The 16,363-nt window shown below is 69.1% G+C and carries 15 protein-coding genes; 6 read left to right on the top strand and 9 right to left on the bottom strand.

Annotated features, from left to right (window positions below):
* Positions 1–5: 5 nt before the first annotated feature.
* The 7 genes from E3O48_RS13710 to E3O48_RS13740 all read right to left on the bottom strand — a co-directional run bounded on the left by E3O48_RS13710 (position 6) and on the right by E3O48_RS13740 (position 7,468).
* Positions 6–1,304, bottom strand: coding sequence for a hypothetical protein (locus E3O48_RS13710; RefSeq protein ID WP_370250039.1), 1,299 nt, complete (start codon positions 1,302–1,304; stop codon positions 6–8).
* 69 nt (positions 1,305–1,373) lie between these two features.
* The gene (locus E3O48_RS13715) at positions 1,374–2,249 is read right to left on the bottom strand and encodes a glycosyltransferase family 2 protein (protein WP_134539679.1); all 876 of its coding nucleotides are present in this window, start codon (positions 2,247–2,249) and stop codon (positions 1,374–1,376) included.
* 46 nt (positions 2,250–2,295) lie between these two features.
* Entirely contained in the window at positions 2,296–3,108 is an 813-nt protein-coding gene (locus tag E3O48_RS13720; protein WP_134539550.1) for a CDP-alcohol phosphatidyltransferase family protein, read from the bottom strand.
* A complete protein-coding gene (locus E3O48_RS13725) occupies positions 3,105–4,166 on the bottom strand; it encodes a glycosyltransferase family 2 protein (RefSeq protein ID WP_241982536.1) in 1,062 nt (353 codons plus the stop codon). Before E3O48_RS13725 ends, E3O48_RS13720 begins: the two co-directional genes overlap by 4 nt.
* A gap of 128 nt (positions 4,167–4,294) precedes the next feature.
* Positions 4,295–5,950: a S1C family serine protease gene (locus E3O48_RS13730; protein WP_134539552.1), complete on the bottom strand. Its 1,656-nt coding sequence runs from the start codon at positions 5,948–5,950 to the stop codon at positions 4,295–4,297.
* Between the two features lie 121 nt (positions 5,951–6,071).
* Entirely contained in the window at positions 6,072–6,755 is a 684-nt protein-coding gene (locus E3O48_RS13735) for a hypothetical protein (protein ID WP_134539554.1), read from the bottom strand.
* Positions 6,756–6,907: 152 nt separating this feature from the next.
* Positions 6,908–7,468 carry a hypothetical protein gene (locus E3O48_RS13740; protein WP_134539556.1) on the bottom strand — a complete coding sequence of 187 codons (561 nt, stop codon included), beginning with the start codon at positions 7,466–7,468 and terminating at the stop codon, positions 6,908–6,910.
* A gap of 103 nt (positions 7,469–7,571) precedes the next feature.
* Between E3O48_RS13740 and E3O48_RS13745 the strand changes: the two genes are divergently transcribed.
* Positions 7,572–8,774: an aminotransferase class I/II-fold pyridoxal phosphate-dependent enzyme gene (locus tag E3O48_RS13745; protein ID WP_134539558.1), complete on the top strand. Its 1,203-nt coding sequence runs from the start codon at positions 7,572–7,574 to the stop codon at positions 8,772–8,774.
* Between the two features lie 99 nt (positions 8,775–8,873).
* Here the strand turns inward: E3O48_RS13745 and E3O48_RS13750 are convergent, their stop codons facing one another.
* Complete coding sequence (locus tag E3O48_RS13750) at positions 8,874–9,947, bottom strand: alkene reductase (RefSeq protein WP_134509742.1); 1,074 nt, start codon at positions 9,945–9,947, stop codon at positions 8,874–8,876.
* 151 nt (positions 9,948–10,098) lie between these two features.
* Here E3O48_RS13750 and E3O48_RS13755 point away from each other — a divergent pair, with 151 nt between their 5' ends.
* Both E3O48_RS13755 and E3O48_RS13760 read left to right on the top strand, forming a co-directional pair.
* Complete coding sequence (locus E3O48_RS13755; RefSeq protein ID WP_134539560.1) at positions 10,099–11,130, top strand: alpha/beta fold hydrolase; 1,032 nt, start codon at positions 10,099–10,101, stop codon at positions 11,128–11,130.
* Between the two features lie 108 nt (positions 11,131–11,238).
* Positions 11,239–11,643 (top strand): ATP-dependent DNA ligase, encoded by a 405-nt coding sequence (locus E3O48_RS13760; protein ID WP_241982537.1) that lies wholly within the window; start codon positions 11,239–11,241, stop codon positions 11,641–11,643.
* A gap of 22 nt (positions 11,644–11,665) precedes the next feature.
* On the opposite strand, the gene E3O48_RS13765 is transcribed toward E3O48_RS13760, so the two are convergent.
* Positions 11,666–12,529 carry a carbon-nitrogen hydrolase family protein gene (locus E3O48_RS13765; RefSeq protein WP_134539562.1) on the bottom strand — a complete coding sequence of 288 codons (864 nt, stop codon included), beginning with the start codon at positions 12,527–12,529 and terminating at the stop codon, positions 11,666–11,668.
* A gap of 153 nt (positions 12,530–12,682) precedes the next feature.
* Between E3O48_RS13765 and E3O48_RS13770 the strand changes: the two genes are divergently transcribed.
* The 3 genes from E3O48_RS13770 to E3O48_RS13780 all read left to right on the top strand — a co-directional run bounded on the left by E3O48_RS13770 (position 12,683) and on the right by E3O48_RS13780 (position 16,363).
* Positions 12,683–13,357, top strand: a complete 675-nt coding sequence (locus tag E3O48_RS13770) for a response regulator transcription factor (RefSeq protein WP_134539564.1) — start codon at positions 12,683–12,685, stop codon at positions 13,355–13,357.
* A 13-nt stretch (positions 13,358–13,370) separates the two neighbouring features.
* Entirely contained in the window at positions 13,371–14,738 is a 1,368-nt protein-coding gene (locus E3O48_RS13775) for a HAMP domain-containing sensor histidine kinase (RefSeq protein ID WP_134509750.1), read from the top strand.
* 83 nt (positions 14,739–14,821) lie between these two features.
* A complete protein-coding gene (locus E3O48_RS13780; protein WP_134509752.1) occupies positions 14,822–16,363 on the top strand; it encodes a glycosyltransferase family 39 protein in 1,542 nt (513 codons plus the stop codon).

Genomic DNA, 16,363 nt, shown 5'->3' on the forward strand with positions numbered 1-16,363 from the left:
CGGGACTAAACGCCGTCGTCGGGGTCGGCGTCGTCCGGGGTCACCGGGCCCGCATCGAGGACGTCGACGCTGGCTGCTGCAGGGTGCACCGCGTCGCACCGGTCCCATTCATCCATCAGGTGCTGGACCGCGGCATGGAAGCGCTCTGTGGCGACCCCTTTTCGCGTGTCCCCGAAGTACCGCTCCACCCACACGGCCAGCCGTTGCTGCACCGCGGTGTCATGGTTCAGATCTTCCAGAACGCGCTCGATGTCGTGGGCCTCCGCTGCGTCAAGCCACTCGCAGTCGGAGAGGTACCCGCTCGAGTCGATCTGGGCTTCCGGGTTCGCCGGCCGCGTCACCATCAGCGACTTCCCGGCGGCCAGGCGGTCGTAGACCATGGCTGAGATGTCGACGATGGCCACATCCGCCGCGGAGAGTTGCCAACCCAGATCGGGGCTCGAGTCGAAGAGGTGTTTCGCGGATGTGTCACGCGCATTCGCCGCGGCGATCGCCGCGATGATCCGGCGGTTCGCGGCCGCGTACTCGGCGTCCACGACACCGCTGCGCGGGTGAGGGCGGTAGATCACCCGGTGCCGCCCCGTGTCGAGCAGGGCCGTCACGAGAGCAACACCGTGCGTCGCGATCGAACCGTAGGCAGCGGCCGGCCGGTCACCCTCCCAGGTCGGGGCGTACAGCACCACCTGGCGTTCGTCCGGGGTGTACGGGAGGGTACCGCCGTAGTGGTCGGCCTGCGGTCGCCCGATCTTGATGGCCCGCTTGTGGAAGTCGTAGTCCCAGAGCACCTTGTCGAGGCGGGCCAACGCCGCGTCCCCGGCGACGAAGGCGTAGTCGTAGGCCTTGATCTGGTTGGTGACCATGTACATCTTGTCGCTCTCACCGTGGTTGATGAAAACGTGCCAGCGACGCCCGTAACGCATCATCTGGAAGTTCCGCGGGTTCTGGTTGACGTACAGCACGATCCGGATGTCCTGCTCCTCAAGCACCCGCTCGAGGTCGGAGACCTTCCGCACATAGGCGACGGGCACGGGTGCCTCGTCGATCAAGGGAAGGGCCCCGCTGCCGCTCCGGCTGAGAATGAGCACCGGCCAGGTCTCGGCGAGCTTGGCCAGCGGTTTGTACCACTGGCGCATCTGGTAGAGGTTGACATCGCCGTCGGCGAAGTAGACCGCGATTTTGAAGTGCTGGTCCGGCCTGAGATCACGTACCGCAAGGCGTCCCTCGAGGACTCGTTGAGCCTTGCGTGATGCCATGACGTCCCTGACCAGCTTGAGTGCAAGCCCGACATCTCTTTGTATACCCACCAGTCAAGCGTACCGATTGCAGCGGGCCTGCGGCTCCCCGCGACCCCCGAACGGGGGTTCCCGGAGCAGTCAGACGATCGGCGGACGCCCGGCCAGGGTCATCCGCCAGACGGTGCGGGCCTTGAGCGGACGCCGCTCCCCCGGGTCGCTGGTCCAGCCCTCGCGGAAACCGCCGAACCAGGCTCGGAGGGCAGGACGGTTGCGCGACCAGCGCAGCAGCTGGATGCCCAGCCAGGCGCCTGCGTAGACGGGCACGAAGGGAGCGGGGAGGTTCCGGCGGGCGAGCCAGACCCGGTTGCGGGCGTTGAGCCGGTAGTAGTCAGCGTGCCGGGTCGGCTGGATCACCGGGTGATTGGCAACGAGGTCGCCCGCGTACCAGGTGCGAAGCCCCAGGTCCCAGACGCGCCAGGCCAGCTCAATGCCCTCATGGGCGTAGAAGAACGGTTCCGCCCAGCCCCCGGTCGCGTCGAAGACCTTCCGCGGCAGGAGCACCGCGCCCTCCCAGACTGAGAAGACGTTGCTGGAGTGCGTTGCCTCGCCCTTGCGGATGCGCGGAATCCAGCGGCGGGGCGAGCTGAGACCGGAGGGGTCGACCACCCTCGGCTGCAGAAGGCCGATGGTCGGGTCGGCGCGAAGCATGGCTATCGCCTCGCTGAGGAACCGAGGGTCGGGGATGCTGGCGTCGTCGTCGAGGAAGAACAGGAACTCACCGGCGACGGAGGAGACCCCGCGGTTGCGGCCGGCCGGAATCCCGAGGTTGGTCGGCAGCCCGAGGGACTTGACGCCCGCCGGCAACCCGGTCGGCTGCCAGCCGTTGCCGACGCAGACGATGTCGAGGTGCACATCCTGCTGGTCCAGCAGCGAACGGATGCCGCGGGCCAGGTCGTCGGGCCGCGTCCCCTGGGTGAGCACGACGACGCCGACCGTCGGGGTGACCGGACCGATCGGGGTGACCGGACCGGTCCGGGTGACAGGACCTGTCGGGGTGGCCTCAGGAACGGACACGCTTGGAGGCCATGATGGCGACGAAGTGACCGACCAGGGCCAGGAACGACAGCGGGATGAGCACGATCAGCACGACCCGGTCGACGAGGGGCTCACCCAGGAAGCTGCCGAGAATGGCGGCCACGAAAATCAGGATGGTGAGTTCGACCGAGTGGTACAGGCGGTGGAACGGCACGAATCGGGCGAGGCGACGCACCTGGGCGAGGCGGCTGGACGTGAGGGTCTTCTCCCCGCGAGTGTCGGAGAGTTTGGTGAGACCGGCGTTCGCCCTGGCCACGTGCACCATGTCGTTGAGCGCCTTGTTCAGCACGATGATCAGGGCCAGGAGCAGGGCGAGGGTGGTCCAGAGCAGGTCCGCCGGGGCCTCGAACGGGAACGCCGCAGCCCTGATGCCGAACGCGATCGGGATGAGGGCCTCAGTCGTGTAGTGGCCGACCTTGTCGAGGAACACCCCGGCCGGGGAGGACTCCTTGCGCCACCGGGCCACTTCACCGTCGCAGCAGTCCACCAGCATCTGGAGCTGGCCGAGGATGAGCGCCAGCAGCGCGCCCCAGACGCCCGGGATGAGCAGCGCGGCTGCCGTCGACCAGCCGACCAGGATCATCAGCCCCGTGACCCCGTTGGCGGTGATCCGGGTCTTCAGCAGCATCCAGGTGATGTAGGGAGAGATGTCCCGCAGGTAGAGCGAGGCGGTCCAATGCTCGGCGTTGGCCCGCAGGCGCACCTCGGGCGGCTGGGCCACGGCGCGCAGCTCGGCGATCGACGCCGGCCTGGCGGACGCGGGTGTCGCTGGCGTCATGGGTGCCTCCCGGTGTGGGCCGTGATGTTGGTGGTGAGTTTGAGATACCCGAGCAGGAATCCGATGCCCCAGCAGAAGTGGATGCACGGCAAGACTACGAGAAACCAGAGGCCGGCATGAAACCCGTCGGGGCGAGTGACGGCCACTGTGGCCACGACCACGATCAGCAGGTAGGCCGCTGGGGCGAGGAATCCGAGCAGCAGCCACGGCGCCGCGCCGGTGGGCAGTGCGGCAAGTCCGGCCAGGCCGAGCACCAGGCCGAGCACGACGCCGACCACCATCACCGGCGGGGCGAAATAGCGGATGCCGTTGGCCGCCGGGTAACGCCGGGCGAGTTCGCCGCGCCAGAGCCCGGTGGAGACCATTTGCCTGGCCAGGCGGGCGAGACTCGGCCGGGGACGGTAGACCACGCGCAGGCGCGGCGTGAACCAGACCGTTCCGCCGACGTCGCGGATGCGCCGATTGAGTTCCCAGTCCTGGCCGCGCTTGATGCCCTCATCGAAGAGGCCGACCCGCACCAGGCTGTCCATCCGGAAGCAGCCGAGGTAGACCGTCTCCGCCTTGCCCTCGGGGCCGCCGACGTGCAGGGGGGTTCCGCCCAGACCGACCTTCGTGCCGTAGGCGCGGGCGACGGCCTTCTGGAAGGGGGTCCCGCCCTGGGCGTCCATGACGCCGCCGACGTTGTCCGCCCCCGTACGTTCGAGGGTTTCCACCGCGATGCGCGCGTAGTCCGCCGGCAGCACGGAGTGGGCGTCCACCCGGATCACGACCGGGTATTGCGAAGCCCGGATGGCGATGTTCAGACCGGCCGGCGTGGATCCGACCTCGTTTTCGACGACCCGGATGCGCGGGTCGACGGAGGCCATCTCCTCGACGAGTTCGGTGGTGCCGTCGATGCTCGGGCCGAGGGCGAGGGTGACCTCGAACGGGCCGGTGTAGTCCTGGTGCAGGAGGCTGAGAACGGCATCGCGAACGTGGGTGACATCGTTGAGCACGGGCATCACATAGGAGACTCCGAGCAGCGGTGTGTCTCCGCGAGGTGGCACCTGGCTGGTCATTTTTGCATTCCTCCGGAGGGTCGCTTGAGCCTACCAGCCGTGACTTTGCCGCCCTGCGTGGCCCCGGAACGCAGAACTGCGCCGCCGGCATGGAACCGGCGGCGCAGCGGGAAGGAAGGAGCGGTCTGCTAGCTGGCGAGCTGCCCGACCGTGACGGACACGGTGATGGACTTGCCGTCGCGCACGTAGCTCAGTTCGGCCTTGTCACCGGCCGCGAGCACGCGGACCTGGGCGGTCAGATCGTTGGCGTCGGTGATCGGAACGCCGTTGAAGTTGGTGATCACGTCACCCTTCTTCAGACCGGCCTTCTCCGCGGCACCGCCGGAGGAGACCTCGCTGATCAGGGCGCCGACCGTGCTGCTCTTCGGGTTGCTGGCGGCGCTGGTCACGCTCGCACCGAGCAGGCCGTGGGTGGCCTTGCCGTTGGCGATCAGTTCATCCGAGACCCGCTTGGCCAGGTTCGACGGAATCGAGAAGCCGACGCCGATGTTGCCGGACGCCGAAGTGGAGGAGCCGCCGGCGTTGGCGATGGCCACGTTGATGCCGATCAGCTCGCCCTTGGCGTTGAGCAGCGCACCGCCGGAGTTGCCGGGATTGATCGCGGCATCCGTCTGGATGACCGACAGGGAGATGCTGCCCGAGTTCGAGGTTCCCTGCTGGGACTTGCTGCCGTCCTTGTTCGGCAGGTCGAAGAAGAAGGGACTCTGGCCATCGGGCGCAGTCGTGTCCGGCGTCGTGGGGGCGGCAGAGGAGGCAATCGAAATGCTGCGGTTGAGCGCGCTGACGATGCCATCGGTGACGGTGCCGGCCAGGCCAAGCGGGGCGCCGATGGCGATGGCGGTGTCACCGACGTTGAGCTTGCCGGAGTCGGCGAAGTCGATCGGCGTGAGCCCCCTGGCATCGGTGAGCTTGATCACGGCGAGGTCGGAGATCGGGTCGGTGCCCACAATGGTGGCGGCGTAGAGCTTGCCGTCGTTGCCTTTGACCTGGAGGGTCACGTCGGCGGCCGCGCCGTCGAGGGTGACGACGTGGGTGTTGGTGAGCACGTATCCATCGTCGGTGAGCACGACACCGGAGCCGGTGCCGCCGGAGTTCCCGCTGCTGGCCTCGATGGTGACCACGCTGGGCGATGCCTTCGCCGCCACGGCGGTGATCTGGTTGACGCTGTCGGTGTTGTTGACGACGACGTTGCTCGGGCCCTGCGCCTGGTTGACGGGGACGCCGTTGCTCTGGTTGCTGAGCACGAACGCCGTCACACCCGCGCCGGATGCGCCGCCGACGAGGGCGCCGATGGCCAGCGCAGCGATCAGGGCGATGCTTGCCCGTCGCTTGGCGGGGTCCCGGACCGGACCGGAGCCCGGGGTGTGCGGCGGCAGCCCGTTCGCGGTGGCGTAGGCCGGTGGTGCGATGTTCGGGGCGTAGTAGTTGGGGGCGGTGCTGTCCGCCGGCAGCGGACGGCCGAACGCGTCTGTGGCGTAGGCGACTGTCGGCTGCGCCTGATGGGGCTGGGGCTGGGCCGGCTCCGGCTGGGCCTGCTCCGGCTGGGCCTGGGCCTGCTCTGGCTGAGCCTGTGCCTGCTCGGACGGCGCCTGGGACTGGGCCTGCTCTGGCTGGGCCTGGGCCTGCTCTGGCTGAGCCTGCACCGGTGCCGCCGACTCGGGAGTCGGAACGGTCTCAGCGTTTTCGGTGGGAGCGATGGCTTCCCCGGCGGCATTGACTTCGAACGGAACTGCGTCGTCGCGATGGTCAGGGTTGATGCCGGAGTCCTGCGTGTTGTCGGTCATGGTGTGCTCCTTCCAAGCGATGCCAGCTTTGCGCCCGAACCTGAGTGAATGGTTTGCGCAGGCTGGGAGCATTCAATGATCAAGCCGTGACCTTGCTTGCAGAGCTCGCCTCTCCGCACCTCTAGCAGCCGGGGCCGGACGTGCCGGCGGTGCACTCCCGGTTGACAAGCACCGTGCGCGCCTGGGCGACGACCACGCTGAACGGGGTCGCCGGGACCGCCAGAGTGCCGCGCACAGCGCGCCAGTCGCGACCGGCGAACCGGTACTCGGCCGAGTAGACGACGCTGAGAGTGATCGAGCGGCTGCCGGATTCCGTGAAGATGTGGCTTGTGGGCGTGTCGGAGAATTCCGGAAGGCCCAGGGCGGCCCAGGATGCTCCGCCTCCGGCCGAGTCCAGGCCCTGGCCGGCTCCGAAGTCCCAGCGGAAACCGACCGGGGTGAACCGCACTTCGGCCGGAAACCCCAGCAGCGTGCCCGAGCGGGTGTGCACGGCGGCAGTGGCGATGAAGTTGGTCGGCAGACCGACCACGCTCCAGCCGTGCGGCTCCATCTCCTGCGTCGGCGCCGCCGCGCGGAAGCTGACGAGGTCGCTGACACTGACGATCAGGTTCGGGTCGCAGGGCGTGCCGGCGACGCACTTGATGGTGAACCCGTCCCGCACGATCGTTCCCGGGCCGGGCACCGTCGCGGCGGACTGCTGGCCTCCGCCGCCGCCGGCCGGGTCGCCCCCTGCGCCACCGCCGGCCTCACTGCCAGCCTGGCCTCCCCCGCCCGACCCTGCGTCGAATCCAGCCGACAGGTCCACCCCGCCGCCGTTCACTGCCCCGGAGACATTGGGACAGCCGCCTGTAGATTGTTCGAACTTTCCACAGCCCGTGGCCGCGAAACTAGGTGAAACGCCCAGACCGAAAAGCACTAGACCAGAGGCAATGAGACAAACAATCGGGAGTCTTCGGTTCAACAAAACGTCTCTCCAGCCCACGCCGAGCGCTCGGCAAGTACAAGGGAAGAACGCTGACTCATCTCGAAGCGCACTTCGAAAGGCGTGATCGGATTCCGCTCAGCCGAGACCAAGGACGCGCCAGTTGCATCAAGAACATCGACACCAGACACGTCTTCACAGATGTACAGAGAAATGATTGTGCGCCGCGATGTGGTGTACTCCGCGGATTGAAGCTTCGCGACTGAAAACGTTGTCTCCCCAACGCTGTGCGCACCGGCGGACCGGAATTGGTCGAATCCACTCAGCTCTTCATCAAGAACGTCTTTGGATACCAACGCGGCCATACGATTCGAGTCCGCCCCGCCTTCCCGCGATATTTGGTCACTCAAGGCCAGGTAGGCGGCATACGCCTCGGTGGCCGCCGCCAGAGCCTCGGCGTCTGAGGCGAAGACCGGGGCATCCGTGGCCGTGGGAGACGGCGCCTGCGGGGCCGGCGGCGCGCAGCCGGCGAGTGCGAGCGTGCCGAGCAACGCCATGGCACCCATGACCGATCGGCGACGACTGACGAACCGCATGCGGCCAACGTAGAGCAGTTTCGGGAATGCCGCTCGAACTCTCCACAGCCGGTTGCCGGGCGCGCGGGCCGATGTCGTAGCTTGGAGGCATGCAGGCGAAACGATGACGATCCCCGGCGCCTGGCGGCTCACCGCACACGGAGCCGGCCTCCTCGCCGCAGACGGCACGGTCGCGGCCAGCATCTTCGCGGAGATGAGCGCCCTCGCCGCCCGCACGGGCGCGATCAACCTCGGCCAGGGGTTCCCCGACGAGGACGGCCCGCCGGAGGTGCTCGAAGCCGCGCGTCAGGCGATCAGCGACGGCGTCAACCAGTACCCGCCCGGGCGGGGCCTTCCCGTGCTGCGCGATGCCATCGCCCGTCACCAGCACCGGTTCTACGGGCTGGCGGCGAACCCCGAAACCGAGGTCCTGGTCACCGCCGGCGCCACCGAGGCACTGGCCGCGACGATCCTGGCGCTGCTCGAACCCGGCGACGAGGTCGTCACGTTCGAGCCGTTCTACGACGCCTACGGCGCGCTGATCGCGCTCGGCGGCGGCGTGCACCGCACGGTGCGGTTGCGAGCCCCCGATTTCCAGCCTGATCCGGACGAGCTGCGTGCGGCGGTCACCGACCGCACCCGGCTGATCATCGTCAACAACCCGCACAATCCCACCGGCGCGGTCTTCCCGGCCGACACGCTCGCCCTGATCGTGGAGCTCGCCGAGCGGCACGACGCCGTGATCGTCACCGACGAGGTCTACGAACACCTCACCTTCGGCGTGGCGCACACTCCGATCGCGACGCTTCCGGGGGCCGGCGGGCGCACGGTCACCATCTCCTCCGGCGGCAAGACCTTCAACACCACCGGCTGGAAGATCGGCTGGCTGACCGCGCCCGCGCCGTTGGTCACCGCCATCCTGGCCGTGAAGCAGTTCCTCACCTACGTCAACGGGGCGCCGTTCCAGCCGGCCATCGCCGTCGGCCTCGACCTGCCCGACAGCTTCTACACGGGGATCGCCGCCGACCTGCGCGTCAAGAGGGACGTCCTCGAACGGGGGCTCACCGCGGCCGGGTTCACCGTCAGCCGCCCGCAGGGCTCGTACTTCATCGTGGCGGATGCCGCCCCGCTGGGCTATCCGGACGGCGCCGAGTTCTGCCGGGCCCTGCCCGGCCTCGCCGGCGTGGTCGCGGTTCCGATCGCCGCGTTCTGCTCGCCGGAGCACCGCCCGGAGTACGCGTCACTGGTGCGCTTCGCGTACTGCAAGCGGGTCGACGTGCTGGAGCGTGCCTCGGAGCAACTGGCCGGGCTCACCGCCCGCGCGTAACTCCTGCAGATCGCGGGCCGCGGCATCCGTCGCCCCGTGTTCACGGGGGCGATCCGGAAGCCCGGCCGGCATTGCAGGAGTTATGCGCGGGAGGGACGGTCAGTGCTGGAGGGCCGGGTAGTCGGTGTAGCCCTCGGCGCCGGCGCCGTAGAAGGTGAGCGGGTCCGGAGCGTTCTGCGGCAGGTCGTTCAGCCAGCGGCGCACCAGGTCGGGGTTCGCGATCGCGGCCCGTCCGACGACGACAGCGTCGGCCACGTCGTCGGCGATGATCGACATCGCCTCGGAGCGGGTCGTGATGCCGCCGAAGCCGCTGTTGACCATCACCGGTCCGCCGAAGCGGGCGCGGAGGCCCTGAACCAGTTCGCCGGCCGGGTCCTTGTGCAGGATGCTCAGGTAGGCCAGGCCGAGCGGCGCGAGGGCGTCGGCCAGGGCGCCGTAGGTGGCGGCGACGTCGGCCGCATCCGGCTCGAGCGCGTCCTGGATGTTGTGCTCCGGTGAGACACGGATGCCGACCCGCTCGGCGCCGATGGCCTCGGCCACGGCCGTGACCACGTCGATGACGAAACGCGCGCGGTTCTCCGGCGAGCCGCCGAAGGCATCCGTGCGCTGGTTCGAGGCCGGCGAGAGGAACTCGTGCAGCAGGTAGCCGTTGGCGCTGTGGATCTCGACCCCGTCGAGGCCGGCGGCGATCGCGTTCTTCGACGCCTGCACGAACTCGGCGATCACGCCCGGCAGCTCGTCTTCGCGCAGCGCGCGCGGCACCGGGTAGGGGTGCTTTCCGTCGTAGGAGTGGGTCTCCCCGGCGATAGCGATCGCGCTCGGCGCGACGACGTCCCGTCCGCCGTTCGTGGCGGCGTGGGTGACCCGGCCGGCGTGCATGACCTGGGCGACGAGGCGTCCCCCGGCGGCGTGCACGGCGGTGGCGACGTTGGTCCAGCCCTCGATCTGCTCGGGGGTGACCAGACCTGGCTGGCCGGGGAAGCCCTGACCGACGTGGCTGGGGTAGGTGCCCTCCGTGACGATCAGGCCCAGGGTGGCGCGCTGCCGGTAATGCTCGACGACGAGCGGCCCCGGCACGCCCTCCACGCCGGAACGTACCCGGGTCAGGGGTGCCATCACGAGACGGTTGGGAAGTTCGAGGTCACCAAGGGTGACGGGCGAGAAAAGATTCACTGTTGCTCTTTCTGTCGGACGGGCACCACCGGGCGGCCTGACGCCGCCGCCGAATCGGAAGGCGGGTGCCCCTTGTCGGCAACGGGTGCGGAGCCTGGTCTATTCCACCGAAACGAGCAATCCGCGCGATCGTCGGCAACGAACCAGGAACATGACCATCCTGCTGACGCGACCGGCGCGGCCCGTTGCCACCCAACCCGTGCAGCCCGTGCCGCCACCGGCGACCGAGGATTACTGCCCGTTCCCGCTCTCCTCCGACCCCCGCCGGTTCGGCCTGACCACCAGCACCATGCGGTTGCGCGGCGGAACGATCGTGGTGCGGCACGGCCGCCGCACCGGCGGCGACACCGCGACGATCCTGCTCCACGGCGCCGCCGGTTCCTGGACGACCTGGACACCGCTGCTGCAGTCGGCCCGCTCCGCCGTCGGCCCGGGATTCACCGACCTGATCATCCCCGACCTGCCCGGCTGGGGGGACAGCACCCCGCATACCGATGCCGGGCAGGCGGATGCCGGGGCGCCCGACATCGAGGCGACGGCCGCGCTCGTCGCCGAAATCGCCGAGGCGCTCGGCTATCGTCGCTGGCAGGTGCTCGGCCACTCCATGGGCGGTTTCATCGCCCTGGAACTCGCGGCGTCCTTCGTCGCGGAGACGGCATCCGTCGGCCTCGTCTCGGCGACGACCTACGCCGTGATCGACAGCGTGCGGCACCCGGTGTCCCGCTTCGGCATCCTCCCTGCCTACACCGCACTGCTCGGGGTGATGCGCGTGCTCGCCGGGTTCGGGCGCGCCGGCACGTCCCTGGTGCGCTCACTCGACCGGCTGGGCGTGCTCCGCCCCCTGACCGCGCCCCTCTTCGCCCGGGTCTCCGCGGTGCACCCCAGCGTGATCTCCGCGCTTGCGACCGAGGTGCGTCCCGGCCGCTTCGCCGCCGCATCCGCCCTCGCCGGCCGCTACGACGCGGATGCCGCCTGGTCGCGGATCCGGTGCCCGGTCCGGGCCACCCGGGGAGGTTCCGACGTGTTCGTCGCCGAGGCCGACACGGCCAGGCTGCGCCGGGTCATCCGGGACTTCACTCCGCACACCCTGCCGGGCACCGGGCACTTCGGCCACGTCGAGAGTCCGGGCGAGACCCTGCGGTTGCTCGGCGCAGCCGCAACCCCGCCGCAGATTCGCTTGTGAACCACCGTCAATGCGACCACACTGAGGTGACGACTGGTTCCTGAGACAAGGTCACACCGAATCGCAGGCTCACGAGCGCTTTTTTCAACCGAATGAAAGCGGCAACCCATGGGTTCCTTGACGTACGACCGGGTCACCGTCGAATTCGACGATCGGATCCTGGCGCACCTGCAGATCGTGATCGTGCAGAAACTGCGCCGCGGCGAGAGCTTCCTGCTGTCGTGGCGCAACGCGGCCGAGGCCGGGGACGGCCGCAGTTCCGCCTGGCTGCACCCGGCGATCCCGCTCTATTTCAAGTTCTCCGGCGGCCAGCCACCCACGATCAATCCGCTCTGGCTGGCCCAGCTCACGCGCTCGGCGAACAGTTCGCAGGGCCTCGTGGCCACGGGCGAGGAGCGGGCGATGGCCGAGCCCGACATCCCCGGCCATCCGGAACGAAGTCATCGGCCGGATCAGAAGTTCACCGTGCGCGCCGCCCCCACCTCGCAGGAAACGATCGCCACAGAGAGCTGATCCCGCCAGCGGAGCAGGCCTCTCAGCGGGGCTGCACCGTGAACCGCCGGAGCGCCAGCGCCGGGTTCACGGCTCGCACGGCCTCGAGCCTGGCCTTCGAGACCCAGGCGACCGCGACATCCGTCGTCTCGCCGATGGTGACCAGCTCGACCCCCATCGGGTCGACCACCATGCTGTTGCCGACGCCGATGGGCGGGGCGTGGTCGGCGGCCGCGACGTAGACGGTGTTCTCCAGGGCGCGCGCCGTGACCAGGGTGCGCCAGTGCTGTTCCTTCAACGGACCGCGCACCCACTCGGACGGCACCAGGACGAGATCGGCTCCGGCGTCGACGAGCCGGCGGGTCACCTCCGGGAAACGGATGTCGTAGCAGGTCTGCATCCCGACCGTCAGCCCTTCGACCCGGAACGTCTCCGGCGCCGCAACCGTGCCGGGCAGCACCCAGTCCGACTCCCGGTCCCCGAACGCGTCGTAGAGGTGCAGCTTGCGATACGCCGCGACCAGCTTCCCCGACGGATCGACCGCCACGAGCGTGTTCGAGAACCGATCCGGGTCGGCAGTGACCTCGAGCATGCCGGCGACGACATGCATCCCGAACTCGCCGGCGAGCGCGGCGAGCGCGGTCACGAAGACGCCGTCCAGCGGCTCCGCCGCCGCGACGAACGAGCGGCCCAGCACGGGCTCGAAGAAGGACGAGTACTCGGGGAACACCAGCAGGCGGGCGCCGCGGGCGGCCGCGGTCGCAGCCAGCGCGCGCATGGCCGCGATGTTGCCCGCCAGGTCGGCGCCCGGCCTGAACTGGGCGACGGCAACACCGATCGCGGCGGTGGGATCGGCGGCAGCGGGGTTGTCGGCAGCGGGATCGGCGGCAGCGGCGGAATCGATCATGGCGCCAGCCTAGCTGCCGCTCGAACGTCGACCAGGCTGGCAAGCGGCTGCGATTCCGGCACGGATTCTCCCCTGGCGCACCGCGCCGCCGCGCACGGGGACGATGACGTGCCAGCATGAGGTGACGCGGTTCCGGCAACCGAAAGGCACCCGATGAAGATCTTGGTCGTGGAAGACGATGACCAGATGGGCGAGCTCATCCAGCGCGGCCTGCACGCCGAGGGCTACGAGATCGTCCGGGCCGGCAACGGTATGGACGCGCTGATCGCGATCAATATCGACGATTTCGCCCTCGCCGCGATCGACGTGATGCTGCCGGGGATGAGCGGTTTCGAGATCTGCCGGCGCATCCGAGACTCGGGCAACACGATGCCCGTGCTGCTGATCACGGCCAGGGACACCGTGGAGGATCGGGTGTTCGGCCTGGACAGCGGCGCCGACGACTACCTGACCAAACCGTTCGCCTTCGCCGAGCTCACCGCACGGGTTCGCGCCATGCTGCGCCGGCATTCGATGGGAACCCCGGCGAGCCTCGAGCTCGGCCGCCTGGCCATCGACTCCCGCGACCTCAAGGTGACCGTGGCCGGCCGCATCGTCTCGCTGAGCCCCAAGGAGGTCGCCCTGCTTCGCCTGCTTTGCAGCCACGCGGGTGAGACGGTCGACCGGACGACGATCCTCGAGGAGATCTGGAACGGCACGGAGCACATCGATCCGAACATCGTCGACCAGTACATCAGCTACCTGCGGCGCAAGATCGACTCCGACGCCGCGGGCATCCGCATCGTCACCGTGCGTGGCGCCGGCTATGCGGTCGAGTTGACCCCGTGACGGACGCCTCGACATGAAACTGCCCGGCCTGTCGATCAGGGGCCGCATCAGCATCGGCAGCGTGCTCGTCGCCGCGGTGCTGTTCAGCTCCGCCGCGTTCTTCTTCCGCCTCGAGGTGCAGTCGATCCTGATCGACACGACGGAGACGCTCCTGCGCAACGACGCGGCGCCTCTCGTGGCCGACCTGGTCCGCAACCCGACCGAGCCGATCGACGCGCCGACGGAGGGCCAGCTCATCGCCGTGATCGATCCCGGCGGGGAACTGCACAGGTCCTCCCTCCCCCGGAGCCTGAACAACAGGCTTGATGACCTGGCGGAGATCGGCGAGCATCCGCAGACCGTCGACACCGGCAACACCCGCTACCTGGTCGCCTCGACGATCGCGGTCACCGACACCGGCAACTGGGTGATCGTCACCGCTCGCAATGAGGAGGCACTGTCGTTGCTGCTCGACGAGCTGACCCGGGTGCTGACGATCGGCACGATCGTGCTCACCGTCGGCTTCGGCCTGGCCTCCTGGTTGCTGACCGGCGCCGCGCTGCGGCCGGTGAACCGTCTCCGCGCCGAGGCGGAGAGCCTGAGCACGGCTGGGGCGTCGGCCCATTTGCTCGTGCCCGCCGGAAACGACGAGGTCAGCCGGCTCGCGATCACGCTCAACGACTTCATCGGGCGTCTCCGGCGCGGCGTCGATCGCGAGAAGCAGGTGGTGTCGGATGCCAGCCACGAGCTCCGCACCCCCCTGGCCGTGCTGAAGTCGCAACTCGAGCTCGCCCGCCTCAATTCCGGAGACGCGCCGGCCCTCGAGCAGGACATCGCCGACGCATCCGTCACCGTCGACCGGCTGGCCCGGCTTGCCACCAACCTGCTCGAACTGTCCAAGCTGGAAGGGCAGCAGCCGCCGCCTGAGACTACCTGGAACGGCATCGTCGCCGAGATCTCCGCGTCGGTGGACCGCGCCCGGGTGGTGCGCGACGGCGCGGATCTCGACGTCGACTACCAGGTCGACGGCGAGGATGCCGATGGCCGCTACGCCGTCTCTCCGACAAACGTGGGCCAGCTCGTCGACAACCTCGTCTCCAATTCGATCAGTGCCATGCATGGACGGGGCGAGATCATGGTGACCCTGCACCGGGCCGGGACCGAGGCCGTGATGACCGTGCTGGACACTGGGCCGGGGATGCCGGACGGATTCATCCCGGTGGCCTTCGACCGGTTCTCCCGGCCGGAGCATTCACGGGCGGGTGGCGGCACCGGGTCAGGTCTGGGACTGGCCATCGTGCACGCCATCGTCGATCGCGCCGGTGGGAGGATCTCGCTCCGGAACACCGGCGGCGGGCTTGCCGTGGAGGTCAGGCTGCCGCGCCGCACCGGCGCGTCCTGACTGACCGGGCAACCTGAGAGCCTTCGCAGGCTGCCGTCCGGCCCTCGGGGTAAACGTTAACCCGGGTGTCATAACGTGTTGGTGTGTCTTCCCTCTCCGCGCTCCCGCTCACCGAGGCTCAGCCAGAGCCCCGGCCGCTGCCCGCGCGCGGTCCGCTGCTGCCCGCCGCGCTGCTGGGCCTGCTCGGAATCCTCGTGTCGGCCTTCGGGTCGTGGCAGCCGTCGTACTGGGGCGATGAGGCGGCGAGCGTCATGTCGGCGGAGCGGTCCCTTTCGTCGCTGTTCAGGATGCTGGGAAATGTGGACGCGGTCCACGGTGCCTACTACCTGATCCTGCACTTCTGGATCCAGGCCTTCGGCGCAACCGAGTTCTCGACCAGGCTGCCCAGCGCCATCGCCATCGGGGTGGCCACCGCGGGCACCTACCTCCTCGCGCGCCGACTGACCGGCACCACGGTGGCGACGATATCCGCGCTCGTCTTCGTCGTGCTCCCCCGGGTCACCTACATGGGAGCCGAGGCTCGCTCGACCGCCATGGCGACGGCCATCGCGGTCTGGCTGGTGGTGTTGCTCGAGCACATCGTGCGCCACCCGCCGACCGGCCGCCTCGCCCGCGCCGGGGTCTGGGCCGGCTACTCCGCGCTCCTCGCCGCCGGGATCTATATGTTCCTCTACGTTGTGCTGCTCATCCCGGTGCTCGCGCTCGCAGTATTCCTGCTGGCACCGCGGGACGCCCGGCGGATGGCGACCTTCCGAGCCTGGGCGGTGTCCAGCGTCGCCGGCCTGCTGCTTGCCCTGCCGGTCATGCTCGCCAGTGTGCACCAGCGCGAGCAGATCGCCTTCATCGGCCGCCGCCCGCAGATCGCGGTGCTGGACGCCGCCGTGCAACAGTGGTTCGGGAACGCCCCCCTGGCGGTCGTCGCCTGGGCCCTGGTCGGCGCGGCCGTCGTGACCGTCTTCGTGCTCCGCGGCCGTCGGGCCGACACCCGCGCGACGAAGCATGCCCTCGCCATCGCCTTGGCCTGGATGCTCTTCCCGAGCGCCGTGCTCCTCGTCGGCACACACTTCGTGACCCCCATGTACTCCCTGCGCTACCTGTCGATCTGCACCCCCGCCGCTGCCATCGCGGTGGGAATCGGAATCGCCTGGCTCAAGCCGCGCTGGGCGCAGGCGTCGGTCCTGCTGTTGATCGTGTCGCTCATGCTGCCGGTCTACCAGGCCCAGCGCGGCCAATACGGGAAGAACTTCGGCAGCGACTGGCGCCAGGCAGCGGACATCGTGCAGGCCGGTGCGAGGCCCGGCGACGCCGTCGTCTTCGACGACAGCGTGCGGCCTTCCCGCAAGCCCCGCCTCGCCCTGCACCTCTACCCCGCGGCGTTCCAGGGGATGCGGGACGTGACCCTCACCCGTTCCTACGACTCGACCGGCCACCTGTGGGACCAGACCGCCCCGCTGGCCGCCGTCGGTGATCGCCTCACCGGCACGAACACGGTGTGGGTGCTTCAATACAAGGGCAGCCAGGAATTCACGTCCGGAGACGATATCCGCACACTGCAGCAGCTCGGATTCACGGTCACCGGGTCGACGACCGTCAACCGCACCATCATCATCGAACTGACAAGGTAG

Source organism: Cryobacterium sp. HLT2-28 (assembly GCF_004402495.1).
GTDB classification, from domain to species: Bacteria; Actinomycetota; Actinomycetes; order Actinomycetales; family Microbacteriaceae; genus Cryobacterium; species Cryobacterium mannosilyticum.

Excerpts from the sequence above, each read along its gene's own strand:
- E3O48_RS13720 (WP_134539550.1), bottom strand. The coding sequence starts at position 3,108 with ATGACGCCAGCGACACCCGCGTCCGCCAGGCCGGCGTCGATCGCCGAG.
- E3O48_RS13725 (WP_241982536.1), bottom strand. The coding sequence starts at position 4,166 with ATGACCAGCCAGGTGCCACCTCGCGGAGACACACCGCTGCTCGGAGTC.
- E3O48_RS13730 (WP_134539552.1), bottom strand. The coding sequence starts at position 5,950 with ATGACCGACAACACGCAGGACTCCGGCATCAACCCTGACCATCGCGAC.
- E3O48_RS13740 (WP_134539556.1), bottom strand. The coding sequence starts at position 7,468 with ATGCGGTTCGTCAGTCGTCGCCGATCGGTCATGGGTGCCATGGCGTTG.
- E3O48_RS13745 (WP_134539558.1), top strand. The coding sequence starts at position 7,572 with ATGACGATCCCCGGCGCCTGGCGGCTCACCGCACACGGAGCCGGCCTC.
- E3O48_RS13755 (WP_134539560.1), top strand. The coding sequence starts at position 10,099 with ATGACCATCCTGCTGACGCGACCGGCGCGGCCCGTTGCCACCCAACCC.
- E3O48_RS13760 (WP_241982537.1), top strand. The coding sequence starts at position 11,239 with ATGGGTTCCTTGACGTACGACCGGGTCACCGTCGAATTCGACGATCGG.
- E3O48_RS13765 (WP_134539562.1), bottom strand. The coding sequence starts at position 12,529 with ATGATCGATTCCGCCGCTGCCGCCGATCCCGCTGCCGACAACCCCGCT.
- E3O48_RS13770 (WP_134539564.1), top strand. The coding sequence starts at position 12,683 with ATGAAGATCTTGGTCGTGGAAGACGATGACCAGATGGGCGAGCTCATC.
- E3O48_RS13775 (WP_134509750.1), top strand. The coding sequence starts at position 13,371 with ATGAAACTGCCCGGCCTGTCGATCAGGGGCCGCATCAGCATCGGCAGC.